This window comes from Burkholderia sp. AU6039, from assembly GCF_002223365.1.
Taxonomy (GTDB): Bacteria; Pseudomonadota; Gammaproteobacteria; order Burkholderiales; family Burkholderiaceae; genus Burkholderia.
The window spans coordinates 1,880,067-1,896,334 of record NZ_NKFK01000003.1 but is presented as its reverse complement, the minus strand read 5'-3'; the positions used below and the strand labels follow the sequence as shown (position 1 = coordinate 1,896,334).

The 16,268-nt window shown below is 68.2% G+C and carries 16 protein-coding genes; 8 read left to right on the top strand and 8 right to left on the bottom strand.

What is annotated here, in order from left to right:
- The first annotated feature begins 8 nt into the window (after positions 1-8).
- From tsaB to CFB39_RS11595, 4 genes are read left to right on the top strand one after another with little or no spacing between them, the layout of a single operon-like run.
- Positions 9-776, top strand: a complete 768-nt coding sequence (gene tsaB / locus CFB39_RS11610; RefSeq protein WP_089425706.1) for a tRNA (adenosine(37)-N6)-threonylcarbamoyltransferase complex dimerization subunit type 1 TsaB — start codon at positions 9-11, stop codon at positions 774-776.
- Positions 773-1,273, top strand: a complete 501-nt coding sequence (gene rimI, locus CFB39_RS11605; protein ID WP_089425705.1) for a ribosomal protein S18-alanine N-acetyltransferase — start codon at positions 773-775, stop codon at positions 1,271-1,273. The genes tsaB and rimI overlap by 4 nt, the downstream gene beginning before the upstream one ends.
- Positions 1,260-2,297, top strand: a complete 1,038-nt coding sequence (locus CFB39_RS11600; protein ID WP_089473113.1) for a uracil-DNA glycosylase — start codon at positions 1,260-1,262, stop codon at positions 2,295-2,297. Before rimI ends, CFB39_RS11600 begins: the two co-directional genes overlap by 14 nt.
- Positions 2,294-3,259 carry a DUF1853 family protein gene (locus tag CFB39_RS11595; protein ID WP_089473112.1) on the top strand — a complete coding sequence of 322 codons (966 nt, stop codon included), beginning with the start codon at positions 2,294-2,296 and terminating at the stop codon, positions 3,257-3,259. Before CFB39_RS11600 ends, CFB39_RS11595 begins: the two co-directional genes overlap by 4 nt.
- 18 nt (positions 3,260-3,277) lie before the next feature.
- Here CFB39_RS11595 and thiD read toward each other — a convergent pair whose 3' ends face one another.
- The gene (thiD, locus tag CFB39_RS11590) at positions 3,278-4,087 is read right to left on the bottom strand and encodes a bifunctional hydroxymethylpyrimidine kinase/phosphomethylpyrimidine kinase (protein ID WP_089473111.1); all 810 of its coding nucleotides are present in this window, start codon (positions 4,085-4,087) and stop codon (positions 3,278-3,280) included.
- A gap of 58 nt (positions 4,088-4,145) precedes the next feature.
- Complete coding sequence (gene lplT / locus CFB39_RS11585) at positions 4,146-5,453, bottom strand: lysophospholipid transporter LplT (RefSeq protein ID WP_089425701.1); 1,308 nt, start codon at positions 5,451-5,453, stop codon at positions 4,146-4,148.
- 218 nt (positions 5,454-5,671) lie between these two features.
- Here lplT and alr point away from each other — a divergent pair, with 218 nt between their 5' ends.
- From alr to CFB39_RS11570, 3 genes are all read left to right on the top strand, one after another.
- Positions 5,672-6,742, top strand: a complete 1,071-nt coding sequence (gene alr, locus CFB39_RS11580) for an alanine racemase (RefSeq protein ID WP_089473110.1) — start codon at positions 5,672-5,674, stop codon at positions 6,740-6,742.
- An 11-nt stretch (positions 6,743-6,753) separates the two neighbouring features.
- Complete coding sequence (gene radA / locus CFB39_RS11575) at positions 6,754-8,130, top strand: DNA repair protein RadA (protein WP_089473277.1); 1,377 nt, start codon at positions 6,754-6,756, stop codon at positions 8,128-8,130.
- A gap of 146 nt (positions 8,131-8,276) precedes the next feature.
- Positions 8,277-8,543 carry a DUF2866 domain-containing protein gene (locus CFB39_RS11570; RefSeq protein ID WP_039342663.1) on the top strand — a complete coding sequence of 89 codons (267 nt, stop codon included), beginning with the start codon at positions 8,277-8,279 and terminating at the stop codon, positions 8,541-8,543.
- A 194-nt stretch (positions 8,544-8,737) separates the two neighbouring features.
- Here the strand turns inward: CFB39_RS11570 and CFB39_RS11565 are convergent, their stop codons facing one another.
- A complete protein-coding gene (locus CFB39_RS11565) occupies positions 8,738-10,675 on the bottom strand; it encodes an ATP-binding cassette domain-containing protein (protein WP_089473109.1) in 1,938 nt (645 codons plus the stop codon).
- Between the two features lie 136 nt (positions 10,676-10,811).
- Between CFB39_RS11565 and CFB39_RS11560 the strand changes: the two genes are divergently transcribed.
- Positions 10,812-11,291 carry a glutathione peroxidase gene (locus CFB39_RS11560; protein ID WP_089473108.1) on the top strand — a complete coding sequence of 160 codons (480 nt, stop codon included), beginning with the start codon at positions 10,812-10,814 and terminating at the stop codon, positions 11,289-11,291.
- Positions 11,292-11,360: 69 nt separating this feature from the next.
- Here the strand turns inward: CFB39_RS11560 and cls are convergent, their stop codons facing one another.
- The 5 genes from cls to dapD form a co-directional block, all read right to left on the bottom strand.
- On the bottom strand, positions 11,361-12,800 hold the full coding sequence (gene cls, locus CFB39_RS11555; RefSeq protein WP_089473107.1) for a cardiolipin synthase: 1,440 nt from the start codon (positions 12,798-12,800) through the stop codon (positions 11,361-11,363).
- Between the two features lie 108 nt (positions 12,801-12,908).
- A complete protein-coding gene (prmB, locus tag CFB39_RS11550) occupies positions 12,909-13,817 on the bottom strand; it encodes a 50S ribosomal protein L3 N(5)-glutamine methyltransferase (protein WP_089473106.1) in 909 nt (302 codons plus the stop codon).
- Positions 13,818-13,828: 11 nt separating this feature from the next.
- Complete coding sequence (gene dapE, locus CFB39_RS11545) at positions 13,829-14,968, bottom strand: succinyl-diaminopimelate desuccinylase (protein WP_089473105.1); 1,140 nt, start codon at positions 14,966-14,968, stop codon at positions 13,829-13,831.
- A gap of 90 nt (positions 14,969-15,058) precedes the next feature.
- Positions 15,059-15,427 carry an ArsC family reductase gene (locus CFB39_RS11540; protein ID WP_039342680.1) on the bottom strand — a complete coding sequence of 123 codons (369 nt, stop codon included), beginning with the start codon at positions 15,425-15,427 and terminating at the stop codon, positions 15,059-15,061.
- A complete protein-coding gene (gene dapD, locus CFB39_RS11535; RefSeq protein WP_006478479.1) occupies positions 15,427-16,254 on the bottom strand; it encodes a 2,3,4,5-tetrahydropyridine-2,6-dicarboxylate N-succinyltransferase in 828 nt (275 codons plus the stop codon). The genes CFB39_RS11540 and dapD overlap by 1 nt, the downstream gene beginning before the upstream one ends.
- Between the last annotated feature and the right edge of the window lie 14 nt (positions 16,255-16,268).

The window sequence follows — 16,268 nt, the reverse complement described above, 5'->3', positions numbered from 1 at the left end:
GCATTACAATGTCGCCCATGACGCAAACAGTGCTCCTCGCCATCGATACGTCGACCGAATACTGCTCGGTCGCGCTGCTGCGCTCGGCCCATGCCGATGACGCCGTTTCCACCCCGCAAACCTGGGTTCGCCACGAACTGACGGGCGCCGTGTCGAGCACGCGCGTGCTGCCGGCCATCCAGGACCTTTTCGCCGAATCGGGGCTGACGCTCGCCGATTGCGACGCGATCGCGTTCGGCGCAGGCCCCGGCTCGTTCACGGGCCTACGTACCGCGACGGGCATCACCCAGGGGCTCGCGTTCGGGCGCGGGCTGCCGGTCGTGCCGATCGGCACGCTGCTCGCGTGCGCCGAGCACGCGCGGCTGCGCGCGCCTGGCACGACCCGCGTGCTGGCCGCGCTGGATGCGCGGATGGATGAAGCCTACTGGGCGGATTTCGCGTGGGACGACAGCACCGGCGACTGGCGCACGCTGCATCCGGCCTCGCTCGATGCGCCGGGCGCCGTCGGCGTGCCCGATGTGCCGTTCACGCTCGCGGGCAATGCGGCCGCCGCGTTCGGCGCGCAGTTGCCGGCTGCGGCGCGTGCGGCCGTGATCGACGGCGACGCGATGCCGCACGCGCTGGCGGTCGCCCATGCCGCCCTGCGTGCGTTCCGCGCCGGCCGCGCGGTGCCGGCCGATCAGGCGGCGCCGGAGTACGTGCGCGACAAGGTCGCGCAGACCACTGCCGAGCGCGTCGCGGCACGGGCCGCGCAGACGGGCGGAGCGAAGGGATGACGGGCGTACTGCTGAGCGACCGCTATCTGGCGCCGATGACGGATGCCGATCTCGACGAGGTCGTCGCGATCGAGCACGTCGCGTACGAATTCCCGTGGAGCCGCGGCAATTTCGAGGATTCGTTGCGCAACGGCTATCTGGGCGTGTGCCTGCGGCACGTGACGGGTTCGTTGATCGGCTATTGCGTGCTGATGCCCGTGGTCGACGAGATGCACCTGCTGAACCTGTGCGTCGCGCCGGCCGCGCAGTGCGCGGGCGCGGGCCTGGCGCTGCTGCGCGAGGCCGTGCGCATTTCGCGCGCGGAAGGGCTCGACGGCGTGCTGCTCGAGGTGCGGCCGTCCAATCCGCGCGCGATCCATCTGTATGAGCGTTTCGGCTTCTTGACGATCGGCCGGCGCAAGAATTATTACCCGGCGAAGCATCGCAGCCGGGAGGACGCGATCGTGATGCGTCTGACGCTGAACAAGGACGAAGGGGACGCGCATGGCATGGGCTGAAGCGGCGCTCGAGGAAATGGGCCTCGCGCAGATCTGGGTGCGGCGCGGGCAAGGCGCGGATGAAGGCACGGACGAGGGCGCGGCAGCCGAAGCGCACGCCGCCGCGCAAACCGGTGCGGTGGACGCCGCACCGGCCGTCGCGACCGGGCGGCCTGCGCGGACCGCGCGTACGCCGGTGCGGGACGACGCACCGCCGGCAGCGGCGCGGAGCGCCGATGCTTCGCCGGCTCGCGAGCCGGCCGCCGCCCCGTCGCGCCGCGTCGACGACGGCGATCGCGCGCCTGCACCGGTTACGCCGGTCGCGTCGCCCGACACGATGCCGCCGATGGACGACATGCCGCCTGCCGGACCCGACGATTTCGCGTGGTTCGATGCGGCGCCGCCGGGCGATCCCGTGCCGATGGCCGAAGCGCGGCCCGTCGGTACGCCGGTTGCCGCGCTCGACTGGGATGCGCTGGCCGCGCGCGTGGCCGACTGCACGCTGTGCGGTCTGTGCGAGAAGCGGACCAACACCGTGTTCGGCGTCGGCGACCGCGAAGCGGACTGGATGCTGATCGGCGAAGCGCCGGGCGAGAACGAGGACAAGCAGGGCGAGCCGTTCGTCGGCCAGGCCGGCAAGCTGCTCGACAACATGCTGCATTCGCTGTCGCTCAAGCGCGGCGACAACGTGTACATCGCGAACGTGATCAAGTGCCGGCCGCCCGGCAACCGCAATCCTGAGCCGGACGAGGTCGCGAGCTGCGAGCCGTATCTGCAGCGCCAGGTCGCGCTCGTGAAGCCGAAGCTGATCGTCGCGCTCGGCCGCTTCGCCGCGCAGACGCTGCTGAAGACGGACGCGAGCATTGCGTCGCTGCGCGGCCGCGTGCATGCGTACGAAGGTGTGCCGGTGATCGTGACCTACCATCCGGCGTACTTGTTGCGCAGCCTGCAGGACAAGTCGAAGGCGTGGGCCGACCTGTGCCTCGCGCGCGACACGTTCCGGCGCGCAGAAGGCGGCGACGCGAACGGGCCGGCCGGACAATGACGACCGGCGCGGCGTGCGCATTCGTCGATACGCTGCACGACGTCGCGGTTCGGGATCTGGGCTGGCTGCTGGCCAGCCCGAGCCTGCTGACCGCGGTGCCGGACGCGCCGCTGGCGCGCCCGTGGCTGGATGCGGTGGGACAGTCGGCCGTCGAAGCATGGCTCGCCGCGCTCGATGCGCAGCCCGAGCCGCTGCATCGCGCGCTCGACGGTTTCCGGCCCACCCGCCTCGGCCGCTACGCCGAATGCCTGCTCGAGTATTTCCTGACGCACGGGCCGTCGCTGCGGCTCGTCGCGGCCAATCTGCCGCTGCGCAGCAACGGCAAGACGCTCGGCGAAGTCGATTTTCTCGTCGACGCACCGGACGGGCGGCGCCTGCACTGGGAACTCGCGGTGAAGTGCTACCTGTGCGCGCCGGTGCAAGCCGGCGCATCGCTTGCCGATTTCGTTGGCCCCAACCTCGTCGACCGGTTCGACCGCAAGCGCACTCGGTTACTCGAGCATCAACTGCGGCTCGGCGATCGCGACGGGTTTGCGCGGCTCGGCTACGGCGCGCCGTCCGATGCGCAGATGTTCATCAAGGGCTGGTTGTTCTATCCGCACGGCGCACCGTTGCCACCGGTGTCCGCGGAAATCGCGCCGGATCACCCGCACGGTTTCTGGCTCACGCACGCGCAGTGGCCGGCCTGGGCGGCCGCTCAGCGTGCCGGCGTCGCATGGAGCGTGTTGCCGCGGCTTGCGTGGCTGGCGCCGCGACGGACTGCCGCCGGTAGCGGATTCGAACCCGAAACGCTGGCGGCCACGCCGGAACTGCCGCCGGTGTTGACGACGCGCGAGGCGCCTGCGCTGATCGGCATCCATGAAAAGGGCAGTGACGGCACGTGGCGCGAAACGGCGCGCGGCTTCGTCGTGCCGGACGACTGGCCGGTGCGAGCCCAGGCGTTCGCGGCGCAGGATCACTGACGCCGCGTCAGCCGGCGCTCACCACCAGCGATGGAAGTGATGGACGGGGCCGACGCCGTGGCCGACGTCGAGGCGGCCGCTCGCGGCGATCGCGCCGGTCAGGTAGGTCTTGGCTTCGCGCACCGCGCTTTCGAGGTCGGGCTGCTGCGGCAGCAGCGCGGCGATCGCCGACGACAGCGTGCAGCCGGTACCGTGCGTGTTGCTCACCGGCACGCGTGCGCCGTCGAGCCGCACGGTGCGGGTCGCTTCCACCAGCCAGTCGGGGCTCGCGGAAGCGTCCGGCAGGTGGCCGCCCTTCATCAGCACGGCGCGCGCACCCGTCTGTAACAGTGCCTGACCTTGCCGGACCATGTCGTCTTCGGTGGTTGCGGGCACATCGTTCAGCAGCGCGGCCGCTTCGGGCAGGTTCGGCGTCACGACCGTCGCGAGCGGCAGCAGCGCATCGCGCAACGCGTCGACGGCATCGGGTGCGAGCAGCGCGTGCGAGCTCTTCGAGATCATCACCGTGTCGAGCACGACGAAGCGTGGTGTGTAGCGCCGCAGCGCGTCGGCGACCGCGTGCACGATCGCCGCGTTCGCGAGCATCCCGATCTTGACCGCATCGATACGGATATCGCCGAACACCGCGTCGAGTTGCGCGGTCACGAACGCCGCGTCCGGCGCATGCACGCCCGTCACGCCGCGCGTGTTCTGGGCGGTCAGCGCGGTGATCACGCTCGCGCCATACGTGCCGAGCGCGGAAAAGGTCTTCAGGTCGGCCTGGATGCCTGCGCCGCCGCCCGAATCGGAGCCGGCGATCGTCAGGATGTTGGGTATCGGGTGCGTCATGAGGGCAACGCGCCGGTTCGAGGACCGGCGCCGGCGGACGGAAACGGGAAGTGTAGCGTCAGTGCCGCGATTCGCCGATCAGCGCGACCGAGTCGAACTGGCGCTGGTTCGCCTGGTGGCGGCGCATCACGAGCCACATCGTCAGGCAGACGAACGTGCCGAACAGCACGATCACGACGCCGACCGGCACGTCGAGCCACACCAGCACCGCATACAGGCACAGCATCACGAGCACCGACAGGTTCTCGTTGAAGTTCTGCACCGCGATCGAGTGGCCGGCCGACAGCAGTACGTGGCCGCGGTGCTGCAGCAGCGCGTTCATCGGAACGACGAAGTAGCCGGACAATGCGCCGACGCACATCAGGAAGATGTACGCGATGATCAGGTACACGGGCATGCGCAGGTGGCCGATGTGCACGGCCCAGTGCGACGGGAACAGGTCGCGCGTGTAGAACGCCATCAGCATCACCGCGATGCCCATGATGATGCCGACGGGCAGCACGGTCAGCGACTTCTTCAACGGGATTCGGGCGGCGGCGGCGATTGCGCCGGCCGCGACGCCCACGGCGACCACGGCCTGCAGGATCGCGCCTTCCGACAGCGACATGCCGAGCGACACTTCAGCCCACTTCAGCACGATGAACTGCAGCGTCGCGCCGGCGCCCCAGAACAGCGTCGTGACCGCCAGCGAGATCTGGCCGAGCTTGTCGCGCCACAGCACCATGAAGCAGTCGGCGAAATCCGTGAGGAGCTTGACCGGGCCGCGTTCCTGCTTCGGGTAGCGGGCGCCCGTATCGGGGATGCGCAGGTTGAACAGCGCGGCGATCACGTAGATCGCCATGATGATCGCCATCGCCGCTTCGGCGGGCGTGCCGATCCAGGCGGGCGTGTGCGCGATCACGTGCGATGCGATGTGCGGGCTGATCAGCGCACCGCCCAGCACGGTGCCGAGGATGATCGAGCTGACGGTCGTGCCTTCGATCCAGCCGTTCGCGGCGACCAGCCGGTCGGCCGGCAGCAGCTCGGTGAGGATGCCGTATTTCGCGGGCGAGTAGGCCGCGGCGCCGAAGCCGACGATCCCGTACGCAATCAACGGGTGCGCGCCGAACAGCATGATCATGCAGCCGACGACCTTGATCGAGTTGGTGATGAACATCACGCGGCCCTTCGGGCGCGAATCCGCGAAGGCGCCGACATAGGCCGCCAGCACCACATAGGACAACACGAAGAACAGCTTCAACAGCGGTGTCATCCAGTTGGGGGCGTGGAGGTCTTTCAGCAGGGCGATGGCGGCGATGAGGAGCGCATTGTCGGCCAGCGACGAGAAAAACTGCGCGGCCATGATGGTGTAAAAACCTTTTTTCATCTGATGCGATGCTTTCGTCGCTGCGGCAGGGCCGCGTAGGCCGCCTGGTATGCGATCGGCTTATTCCGTTCGAAATGGGTTGTGCGCACGGCTTTATAACATGAAAATACGCCAATTCGGACTAGCAAGATTCCCCGATCGTTCCGCAAATTGTCGGCTTCAGTGCTCAAAAGGCGCGGTAAGCTGATGATTCGCAAGCGTCTTTACGTAAATTTCCCATGCCGCGCCCGATCTCCGCCACCATCCATACCGCCGCTCTCGCGAACAATCTCTCCGTCGTCCGCCGCTTTGCCGGCCCGTCCAAGGTCTGGGCGGTCGTCAAGGCCAACGCGTACGGTCACGGGCTCGCGCGTGTGTTTCCCGGCCTGCGCGGCACCGACGGCTTCGGCCTGCTCGACCTCGACGAGGCCGTCAAGCTGCGCGAGCTCGGCTGGGCCGGCCCGATCCTGCTGCTCGAAGGGTTCTTCCGCTCGACCGACATCGACGTGATCGACCGCTACAGCCTGACGACGACCGTCCACAACGACGAGCAGATGCGGATGCTGGAAACGGCGCGGCTGTCGAAGCCCGTCAACGTGCAGCTCAAGATGAACAGCGGGATGAACCGGCTCGGCTACCTGCCGGAAAAATACCGTGCCGCATGGGAGCGCGCCCGCGCGTGCCCCGGCATCGGCCAGATCACGTTGATGACCCATTTTTCGGATGCGGACAACGAGCGCGGCGTCGCCGAGCAGCTCGCGACGTTCGAGCGCGGCGCGGAAAGCATTGCCGGCGCGCGCAGCCTCGCGAACTCCGCTGCCGTGCTGTGGCATCCGGATACCCACTTCGACTGGGTGCGCCCGGGGATCGTGCTGTACGGCGCGTCGCCGTCCGGGCTGTCGTCCGACATCGCCGATACCGGGCTGAAGCCCGCGATGACGCTCGCATCCGAGCTGATCGCGGTGCAGACGATCGGGAAGGGCCAGGCCATCGGCTATGGCTCGACGTTCTCCGCGCAGGCGCCGATGCGGATCGGCGTGGTCGCGTGCGGTTATGCGGACGGCTATCCGCGGGTCGCGCCCGAAGGCACGCCGGTGATCGTCGACGGCATCCGCACGCGGATCGTCGGTCGCGTATCGATGGACATGATCACCGTCGACCTGACCCCGTGCCCGCAGGCCGGCGTCGGCGCGCGCGTCGAGCTGTGGGGCAACGCGCTGCCGATCGACGACGTCGCCCGCCATTGCGGCACGATCGGCTACGAGCTGATGTGCGCGGTCGCCGGCCGCGTGCCCGTGCGCGCGGAATAAGGGCGTTGCGCGTGGCCAAACAGAAAACCGTGTACGTCTGCAGCGAGTGCGGCGGACAGACCCCGAAGTGGCAGGGCCAATGCCCGTCGTGCCAGGCCTGGAACACGCTGGTTGAATCGGTCGCCGAGTCGCCCGCTGCCCATCGTTTCCAGTCGCTCGCGAAGCGGGCGCCCGTCCAGCGTCTCGTCGACATCGAAGCGGCCGACGTGCCGCGCTTCTCGACCGGCATCGGCGAATTCGACCGCGTGCTCGGCGGTGGGCTGGTTCCGGGCGGCGTCGTGCTGATCGGCGGCGATCCCGGCATCGGCAAGTCGACGCTGCTGCTGCAGTCGCTCGCGGATATCGCGAGCGAGCGGCGCGCGCTTTATATCAGCGGTGAGGAATCGGCCGCGCAGATCGCGTTGCGCGCGCAACGGCTTGCGCTGCTCGACGGCGGTGCGCCGGCGGATGAGCTGAAGCTGCTCGCCGAGATCCAGCTCGAGAAGATCCAGGCCGCGATCGACACGGAACGGCCGGACGTGGCCGTGATCGACTCGATCCAGACCGTCTATTCGGAAGCGCTCACGTCGGCGCCAGGCTCGGTCGCGCAGGTGCGCGAGTGCGCGGCGCAGCTCACGCGTATCGCGAAGCAGTCGGGCACCGCGATCATCATGGTCGGGCACGTGACGAAGGAGGGCAACCTGGCCGGCCCGCGCGTGCTCGAGCACATCGTCGACACGGTGCTGTACTTCGAAGGCGACACGCATTCGTCGTTCCGGCTCGTGCGCGCGTTCAAGAACCGCTTCGGCGCGGTCAACGAGCTCGGCGTGTTCGCGATGACCGAGCGCGGGCTGCGCGGCGTCGCGAATCCGTCCGCGCTGTTCCTGTCGCAGCACGAGCAGGTCGTGCCCGGCTCGTGCGTGCTCGTCACGCAGGAAGGCACGCGCCCGCTGCTCGTCGAAATCCAGGCGCTCGTCGATACGGCGCACGTGCCGAACCCGCGCCGGCTCGCGGTCGGCCTCGAGCAGAACCGGCTCGCGATGCTGCTCGCGGTGCTGCACCGGCACGCGGGCATCGCGGCCTTCGACCAGGACGTGTTCCTCAATGCCGTGGGCGGCGTGAAGATCACCGAGCCGGCCGCCGACCTCGCGGTGCTGCTGGCGATCCATTCGTCGATGCGCAACAAGGCGCTGCCGAAGGGGCTGATCGTGTTCGGCGAAGTCGGGCTGGCGGGCGAGATCCGGCCGTCCCCGCGCGGGCAGGAACGGCTGCGCGAGGCGGCGAAGCTCGGTTTCACGTCCGCGCTGATCCCGAAGGCGAATGCGCCGAAGCAGCCGATCGAAGGGCTGAACGTGATGGCCGTCGATCGGCTCGAACAGGCGATCGACCGCGTGCGCGATCTCGAGTGACCGGCCCGGCAGCCGCCCGGGCCATGCAAGCGGGCGATCTGTCGCGTAATTCGCTGTAAAGAAGATGTAGGGTTCTGTAACCCGCCGGACATCGCTTTTCCCTATCCTTTGCCGGATTGTCGAACCGCGCAATGCGAAGGGATCCTATGTTGAAATCGTATGGGGAAGCGCCGAGCGGACGCCTTTACAACCTGCGTGGCTGCCGCGTGTCGGAGCCGATTCGCCAGCCCTGGGGCGGCGGATGCCGGATCGTCGAATGGATCGACGACGAGGGGCGCCTGGCGCGCAAGGTCGTGTCCGAGGACGTGACGGAAGCGGAAGTCGCCGCGGCGATCCGGCGGCCGACCGAAGGGCGCCGGCACCTGATGGGCGACGACGAGCAGATGCCGCGCGACACGTTGCCGCGACGTTGAGCCGGCAACTCGGCGAATTGGGTGATTGCGGTAATGAATGAACAGGCCGGGCCGGCGCGCCCGGCCTTGTCGTATCTGGGGCCGCCAAGGGCCGGATGGTCTGTCGAGGTGCTGCGATGCCGAGGGGGCGCGGCGCGGAGCCAGCCGGCACGCCGGGCTGGCCGGCGTATCGGCCGGTCGCACCGCGACGGCGGTCAGCCGATCTGCTCGAGTTCTTCCTGCGCGGCGAGCCAGTCGGCCTCGACCGTTTCGAGACGCGAGTTGACGTCCCCGAGCTTGCGGATCGCCTCGGTCAGTTCCGTCTTGCGCTCGGCCTCGTAGCTCGCCGGATCGGCGACGAATGCGTCGAGGCGCGCCTTCTCCGCGTGCAGCGTCTCCATTTCCTTTTCGAGCTTCGTGATGCGCGTCTGCAGCGGCTTCTTCAGCACCGACAGGCGCTGCCGCTCCTCGGCCGCTTGACGCTTCTGGTCCTTGCGGTTGGCTGCCGCACCCGTACCCGCGCCCGAAGACGCCGCACTATCGGCCTTCGCGGCCGCGCGCTGCTCGGCCGCGTGCTGCAGCAGCCAGTCGCGGTAGTCGTCGAGGTCGCCGTCGAACGGCTGCAGCCGGTGCTTCGCGACCAGCATGAACTGGTCGGTCGTCGCGCGCAGCAGGTGACGGTCGTGCGAGACGAGGATCAGCGTGCCTTCGAACTGCGCGAGCGCCATCGTCAGCGCATGGCGCGTTTCGAGGTCGAGGTGGTTGGTCGGTTCGTCGAGCAGCAGCAGGTTCGGCTTCTGCCAGATGATCAGCGCGAGCGCGAGGCGTGCCTTTTCGCCGCCCGAAAACGGCCCGACCGGGGTGGTCGCCATGTCGCCCGAGAAGTTGAAGCCGCCGAGGAAGTCGCGCAGTTCCTGCTCGCGCGTGTCGGGCGCGAGCCGCGCCAGATGCGCGAGCGGGGAATCATCTTCGCGCAGCGTTTCGAGCTGGTGCTGCGCGAAATAGCCGATCGTCAGCCCCTTGCCGTCGCGGACGTGCCCCGACAGCGGCGCGAGCGTGCCGGCCAGCGTCTTGATCAGCGTCGACTTGCCCTGGCCGTTCGCGCCGAGCAGGCCGATGCGCTGGCCGTTCTGGATCGACAGCGCGACACGCTCGACGATCGGGATTTCCGCTCCGCCGTCGGCGTGGTAGCCGCAGCGGACGTCTTCCATCACCATCATCGGGTTCGGTGCGGCATCGGGCGTGCGGAATTCGAACGTGAACGGCGACGCGATGTGCGCGGGCGCGATCAGCTCCATCTTCTCGAGCGCCTTCATCCGGCTCTGCGCCTGCTTGGCCTTGGTCGCCTTGGCCTTGAAGCGGTCGACGAAGCTCTGCAGGTGCTCGATCGTCTTCTGCTGCTTTTCGTAGGCGCTTTGCTGCAGCGCCAGTTGCTGCGCGCGCAGCACTTCGAACTGCGAGTAGTTGCCGCCGTAGCGCTTCACCTGGCGGTTTTCCAGGTGCAGCGTGACATTGCAGATCGAATCGAGGAATTCGCGGTCGTGCGAGATCACGACGAGCGTGCCGGGGTAGCGGTGCAGCCAGTCTTCGAGCCAGACGATCGCGTCGAGGTCGAGGTGGTTCGTCGGTTCGTCGAGCAGCAGCAGGTCGGAACGGCACATCAGCGCCTGCGCGAGGTTCAGGCGCATGCGCCAGCCGCCGGAGAAGCTGGCGACGGATTCGCGCGTCTGCGCGAGCGTGAAGCCGAGGCCGAGCAGCAGCGCCTCGGCGCGGGCAGGCGCGGTGTAGCCGTCGGCGTCGGCAAACGCCGCGTGCGCGTCGGCTTCGGCGGCGCCGTCATGCGCGGCGGAGGCGGCGGCGATACGGGCCTCGATCTCGCGCAGCGCGGCGTCGCCGTCGAGCGTGTAGTCGAGCGCCGAGCGGTCGACCGCGGGCGTTTCCTGCGACACATGGGCGATCCGCCACGACGGCGGCATCGAGAAATCGCCGCCGTCCGAGTGCAGCTCGCCGCGCAGGACCGAGAACAGGGTCGACTTGCCGGCGCCGTTCGCGCCGATCAGGCCGGCTTTCTCGCCGGGATTGAGCACGAAGGAGGTCGACTCGAACAGCGGCTTGGTGCCGCGCGCAAGGCTGAACTGATTGAAACGGATCACGGCGGAAATGACTGGCCAAAACCGCTATTCTAGACTGCGCGCCGCTCGCGCCGGGCATTGGCCGTTCGGCGGATGCCGCAACGGGGCAATTTCGCCTAGACTCCACGTCGATCCGGTTTCGTAAAAGGAGTGCCCGATGTCCACCCTGTATTCGTTCAGCGCAGAGACGCTTGCCGGCGCGCCGGCCTCGCTCGACGCATATCGCGGCAAGGTGCTGCTGATCGTCAACACCGCGAGCGAGTGCGGTTTCACGCCGCAGTACGCGGGCCTGCAGAAGCTGTACGACCAGTACGCGGCGCGCGGCTTCTATGTGCTCGGCTTCCCGTGCAACCAGTTCGGCAAGCAGGAGCCCGGCGACGCCACGCAGATCGGTGCGTTCTGCGAGCGCAATTACGGCGTCACGTTCCCGATGTTCGCGAAGATCGACGTGAAGGGCGACCATGCGCATCCGCTGTACCGCTACCTGACCGACGAGGCGCCCGGCATTCTCGGTCTCAAGGCGATCAAGTGGAATTTCACGAAGTTCCTGGTCGATCGTGAAGGGCGCATCGTCAAGCGCTACGCGCCGTCGACCAAGCCGGACGAAATCGCCGCGGATATCGAGAAGCTGCTGTGACGGCTGCCGGCGGCGTTCGCGGCGCCGGTGCAGATCGCGCGGGCGCCGCCGCCGCCGTCGTCTAGGCCGCTAGAGGATCGGGGCGAACAGCCGCGCGACGTGCATCGCGATGCGCCGCCAGGCGGGCGATTGGCGGTATTCGCTCGCGTCGACCTCGTACGCCTGCGCGAAATCGGCATCGAGCATCGTCTCGACTTCGTCGGCGAACGTGCGGTCGACGGTCAGCACCATGATCTCGAAATTGAGGCGGAACGAGCGGTTGTCGAGATTCGCGCTGCCGATCGCCGCCGCGATGCGGTCGATCAGCACGACCTTCTGGTGCAGGAAGCCGGGCCGGTAGCGGAACACCTTGACGCCCGCATCGACCAGGTCGCGCGCGTACAGCTTCGACGCTTCGAATACCACATAGTGGTCGCGCCGGCTCGGGATCAGGATGCGCACGTCGACGCCGCGCATCACGGCGAGCTTCAGTGCGGAAATCACGGCTTCGTCTGGGACGAGGTACGGCGTGGTGATCCAGACCCGCTCGCGCGCGGCGTTGATCGCCTCGACGAAGAACAGCGAGCCCGTCTCCTGCTTGTCGGCCGGCCCCATCGGCACCGCGAGGCAATGCATGTGGTCGCCGGGCTGCGCGGGCGGCGGCAACGCGAGCGGCGGCAGCTTCTGCGTTGCCCAGTGCCAGTCTTCGGCGAACACGTACTGGATGCTCGCGACCACCGGGCCGCGAATCTCGATGTGCGTGTCGCGCCACGGCGACAGGCGCGGCTTCGCGCCGAGATACTCGACGCCGACGTTGTGGCCGCCGACGAACGCCCGATTGCCGTCGACGACGACGATCTTGCGGTGGTTGCGGAAGTTGAGCTGGAAGCGGTTGACGAACTTCCGGTTGGTCGCGAACGGATGAACCTCGACGCCGCCCCTGCGCAACGTGTCGACGTAGCTGTGCGGGAGGTCGAAGCTGCCGATGCTGTCGTACAGCAGGCAGCAGCGCACGCCGGCCGCCGCGCGCGCGAGCAGCGAGTCGCGCAGCATCCGGCCGAGCGCGTCGTCGCGCACGATGAAGAACTGCACCACCACGTAGTCGCGCGCGGCGTCGATGGCCGCCAGGATCGCCGAGAACGTCGCGTCGCCGTTCACGAGCGTGCGCACCGAATTGCCGCCGAGGAACGGCATGCCGCCGAGCCGCGTGAGCGCGAGCACCGCGGCCTGGCCGATTGCGTCGGCGGCCGGTCCGTCGGTCGCGTCGGTGGTGAGCCAGGGCGAGCGCGGTGTGTGCATGCGCAACATTTCCAGCTCGTGGCGCCGGGCGTCGACATAGCCGGAGAACTTGCTGCGGCCGAGGAACAGGTACGGAATGAGCGTCAGGTACGGCATGGCCGCGAGCGAGACGGCCCACGCGATCGCGCCTTGCGACGTGCGCGTATTCATGATCGCGTGGAACGCCGCGACGATCCCGAGCACGTGGATGGTCAGGATCAGGGTGCCGAGATGTAGCCAGTCGAGGGTCATGGGCGCGTGTCGGACTCCTGAGGTCGCGCGGCCGGGCGGCCGCCTACGCGCATCTTACCCAACCGTGCGGCGCAACGGTGCACCGCACGGTGGGCGAGCCGGGAAGGCTCAGGCCTTGCGGGGCAGGTCCGACGCCTGGATCAGGAATACGGCGTCGTCGCCCGCGCTGGTGGGCAGCCACGTGAGCTCGAGGCCGCCGAACGCGGCTTCGACGTGCTCGCGCTCGTTGCCGATCTCGACGACGAGCACGCCGTCGTCGTGCAGCCAGCGATGGGCCTCGGCGACGATGCGTCGCACGATGTCCATGCCGTCATCGCCGCCCGCGAGCGCCATCTCCGGCTCGTGCCGGTACTCGGGCGGCAGCGCGGCCATCGACGACGCGTTCACGTACGGCGGGTTCGTCAGGATCACGTCGTAGCACGAGCCCGGGTCGGTGCGGAACGTGGGCAGCGGCGCGTAGAGGTCACCGTGGTGCAGCGTGACGCGGTCTTCGAGGCCGTAGTCACGCACGTTGATCTCGGCGACTTCGAGCGCCTTGTCAGACAGGTCGACCGCGTCGATCTCGGCGTTCGGGAACGCGCTCGCCGCGAGGATCGCGAGGCAGCCGGAGCCCGTGCACAGCTCGAGCACCGCGCCGACCTGCTCGGGGTCGGCGACGTACGGCTGCAGCCCGTCGTCGAGCAGTTCGCCGATGAACGAGCGCGGCACGATCACGCGTTCGTCGACGTAGAAGCGGTGGCCGTGCATCCACGCTTCATGCGTGAGGTACGCGGCCGGCACGCGGTCGGTCGCGCGCCGTTCGATCACCGCGAGCACGGCCGCGATTTCGTCGGGCAGCAGCCGCGCGTCGAGGAACGGCTCGAGCGTGTCGAGCGGCAGGTCGAGCGTGCGCAGCACGAGGTAGGCCGCTTCGTCGTACGCGTTGTCGGAGCCGTGGCCGAACGCGAGCTTCGCCTTCGAGAAGCGCGTGACCGCATAGCGCAGCAGGTCGCGAACAGTGGCAAAAGGTGTCGTCATGCGAGGCTCCATCAGGCGATCAGTTGTTCGAGCACGCGGCGGTACACGTTCTTCAGCGGGTCGACGAAGCGCACTTCGATGTGCTCGTCGATCTTGTGGATGCTGCCGTTAGGCGGGCCGAACTCGATCACCTGCGGGCAGATGCGCGCGATGAAACGGCCGTCCGACGTGCCGCCCGTGGTCGACAGCTCGGTCGTGATGCCGGTCTCGGTGCGGATCGCGTTTTCCAGCGCGCCCGACAGCTCGCCGCGCGGCGTGAGGAACGGCAGGCCGCTCACCGACCACTTCAGCGTGTATTCGAGGCCATGCTTGTCGAGGATCGCGTGCACGCGTGCCTGCAGGCCTTCGACCGTGCTGGCGGTCGAGAAGCGGAAGTTGAACAGCAGGTCGGCGTGGCCAGGGATCACGTTGGTCGCGCCGGTGCCGGCATGCAGGTTCGACACCTGCCAGGTGGTCGGCGGGAAGTATTCGTTGCCTGCGTCCCACTGCTCGGCGGCGAGCTCGGCGAGCGCCGGCGCGAGCAGGTGGATCGGGTTCTTCGCGAGGTGCGGATACGCGATGTGGCCCTGCACGCCCTTGACGACGAGTTCGCCCGACATCGAGCCGCGGCGGCCGTTCTTCACGACATCGCCGAGCTCGGTGGTCGACGTCGGCTCGCCGACGATGCAGTAGTCCATGCGTTCGCCGCGCGCTTCGAGCAGCTCGACGACCTTCACGGTGCCGTCGGTGGCGGGGCCTTCCTCGTCGCTCGTGATCAGGAACGCGATCGCGCCGCGGTGGCCGGGATGGGCAGCGACGAATTCCTCGGACGCGACGACGAATGCCGCGAGCGACGTTTTCATGTCGGCCGCGCCGCGGCCGTACAGCTTGCCGTCGCGATGGGCGGGGATGAATGGCGGCGAGCTCCACTGCTCGAGCGGGCCGGTCGGCACGACGTCGGTGTGGCCCGCGAACGCGAGCAGCTTGCCGTCGCGGCCGTCGGTGCCGCGCTTGACGGCCCACAGGTTGGTCACGCCGTGCGACGCGATGGTCTCGCATTCGAAGCCGAGCGCGGCGAGGCGCTCGGTCATGATCTGCTGGCAATGCTGGTCGTCGGGCGTCACGGACGCGCGGGCGATCAGCTGTTCGGTAAGGGCTAGGGTGGCGGACATGGTTCGGACCACTTTCGATAAAAAATGCCGGCGCGGTGGCCGGCAGCGACAAGACGTCGGGCTGCGCCGACAGGCGCAGCGCGGGCAGCCCTATGCGGCAAACAGCGCCGCGTATTGATCGGCCACGAAGCCGAGCGATTTCACGCGGCCGTTGATCACCAGCACGGGGCGCTTGATGACCGACGGCTTGTGGATCATCAGCGCGACCGCGCCGGCCTTCGTTTCGGCGGCCGCCTTCATCGCGTCGTCCAGGCCGCGCCACGTCGTGCCGCGCTTGTTGACGAGCGCGTCGAGCGACACGTCCTTCAGCCAGTCCTCGACGAGCGGTGCGCTGACACCGAGCTTCTTGAAGTCGTGAAACTCGAATTCGACGCCGTGATCGTCGAGCCACACGCGGGCCTTCTTCACGGTGTCGCAGTTCGGAATGCCGTAGACGACCACGGTGTGCGGCTTCGCCATCAGTCGCCTCGCAGCAGCTCGTTCAGGCCGACCTTCGCGCGGGTCTTCGCGTCGACCTTCTTGACGATCACCGCGCAGTACAGGCTGTGCGAGCCGTCCTTCGACGGCAGGTTGCCGGCGACGACGACCGAGCCGGCCGGGATGCGGCCGTAGCTGACTTCGCCCGTCTCGCGGTCGTAGATCTTCGTGCTTTGGCCGAGGTACACGCCCATCGAGATCACCGAGTTTTCCTCGACGATCACGCCTTCGACGACTTCCGAGCGCGCGCCGATGAAGCAGTTGTCTTCGATGATGACCGGGTTCGCCTGCAGCGGCTCGAGCACGCCGCCGATGCCGACGCCGCCCGACAGGTGCACGTTCTTGCCGATCTGTGCGCACGAACCGACCGTGGCCCACGTGTCGACCATCGTGCCTTCGTCGACGTACGCGCCGATGTTGGTGTACGACGGCATCAGCACGACGTTCTTTGCGATGAACGAGCCGCGGCGCGCGATGGCCGGCGGCACGACGCGGAAGCCGCCCGCGGCGAAATCTTCAGCGGTGTAGTTCGCGAACTTCGACGGCACCTTGTCGTAGAACTGCGAGTAGCCGCCGGCGGGCATCGGCGCGTTGTCCTCCAGGCGGAACGACAGCAGCACGGCCTTCTTCAGCCACTGGTGCACGGTCCAGTTGCCGTCGATCTTCTCGGCCACGCGCAGCGCGCCTTTGTCGAGCTGCTCGATCGCGTGCGCGACGGCTTCGCGGACGTCGGCCGGTGCGGCCTTCGGCGACAGCTCGGCGCGGTTTTCCCAGGCGGTATCGATGATTTGCTGAAGTTGTTGCGACATGTTCGTTTTCGCAG

Coding starts and splice junctions, on each gene's coding strand:
- tsaB (WP_089425706.1), top strand. CDS start 9: ATGTCGCCCATGACGCAAACAGTGCTCCTCGCCATCGATACGTCGACC.
- rimI (WP_089425705.1), top strand. CDS start 773: ATGACGGGCGTACTGCTGAGCGACCGCTATCTGGCGCCGATGACGGAT.
- CFB39_RS11600 (WP_089473113.1), top strand. CDS start 1,260: ATGGCATGGGCTGAAGCGGCGCTCGAGGAAATGGGCCTCGCGCAGATC.
- CFB39_RS11595 (WP_089473112.1), top strand. CDS start 2,294: ATGACGACCGGCGCGGCGTGCGCATTCGTCGATACGCTGCACGACGTC.
- thiD (WP_089473111.1), bottom strand. CDS start 4,087: ATGACGCACCCGATACCCAACATCCTGACGATCGCCGGCTCCGATTCG.
- lplT (WP_089425701.1), bottom strand. CDS start 5,453: ATGAAAAAAGGTTTTTACACCATCATGGCCGCGCAGTTTTTCTCGTCG.
- alr (WP_089473110.1), top strand. CDS start 5,672: ATGCCGCGCCCGATCTCCGCCACCATCCATACCGCCGCTCTCGCGAAC.
- CFB39_RS11570 (WP_039342663.1), top strand. CDS start 8,277: ATGTTGAAATCGTATGGGGAAGCGCCGAGCGGACGCCTTTACAACCTG.
- CFB39_RS11560 (WP_089473108.1), top strand. CDS start 10,812: ATGTCCACCCTGTATTCGTTCAGCGCAGAGACGCTTGCCGGCGCGCCG.
- cls (WP_089473107.1), bottom strand. CDS start 12,800: ATGACCCTCGACTGGCTACATCTCGGCACCCTGATCCTGACCATCCAC.
- prmB (WP_089473106.1), bottom strand. CDS start 13,817: ATGACGACACCTTTTGCCACTGTTCGCGACCTGCTGCGCTATGCGGTC.
- dapE (WP_089473105.1), bottom strand. CDS start 14,968: ATGTCCGCCACCCTAGCCCTTACCGAACAGCTGATCGCCCGCGCGTCC.
- CFB39_RS11540 (WP_039342680.1), bottom strand. CDS start 15,427: ATGGCGAAGCCGCACACCGTGGTCGTCTACGGCATTCCGAACTGCGAC.
- dapD (WP_006478479.1), bottom strand. CDS start 16,254: ATGTCGCAACAACTTCAGCAAATCATCGATACCGCCTGGGAAAACCGC.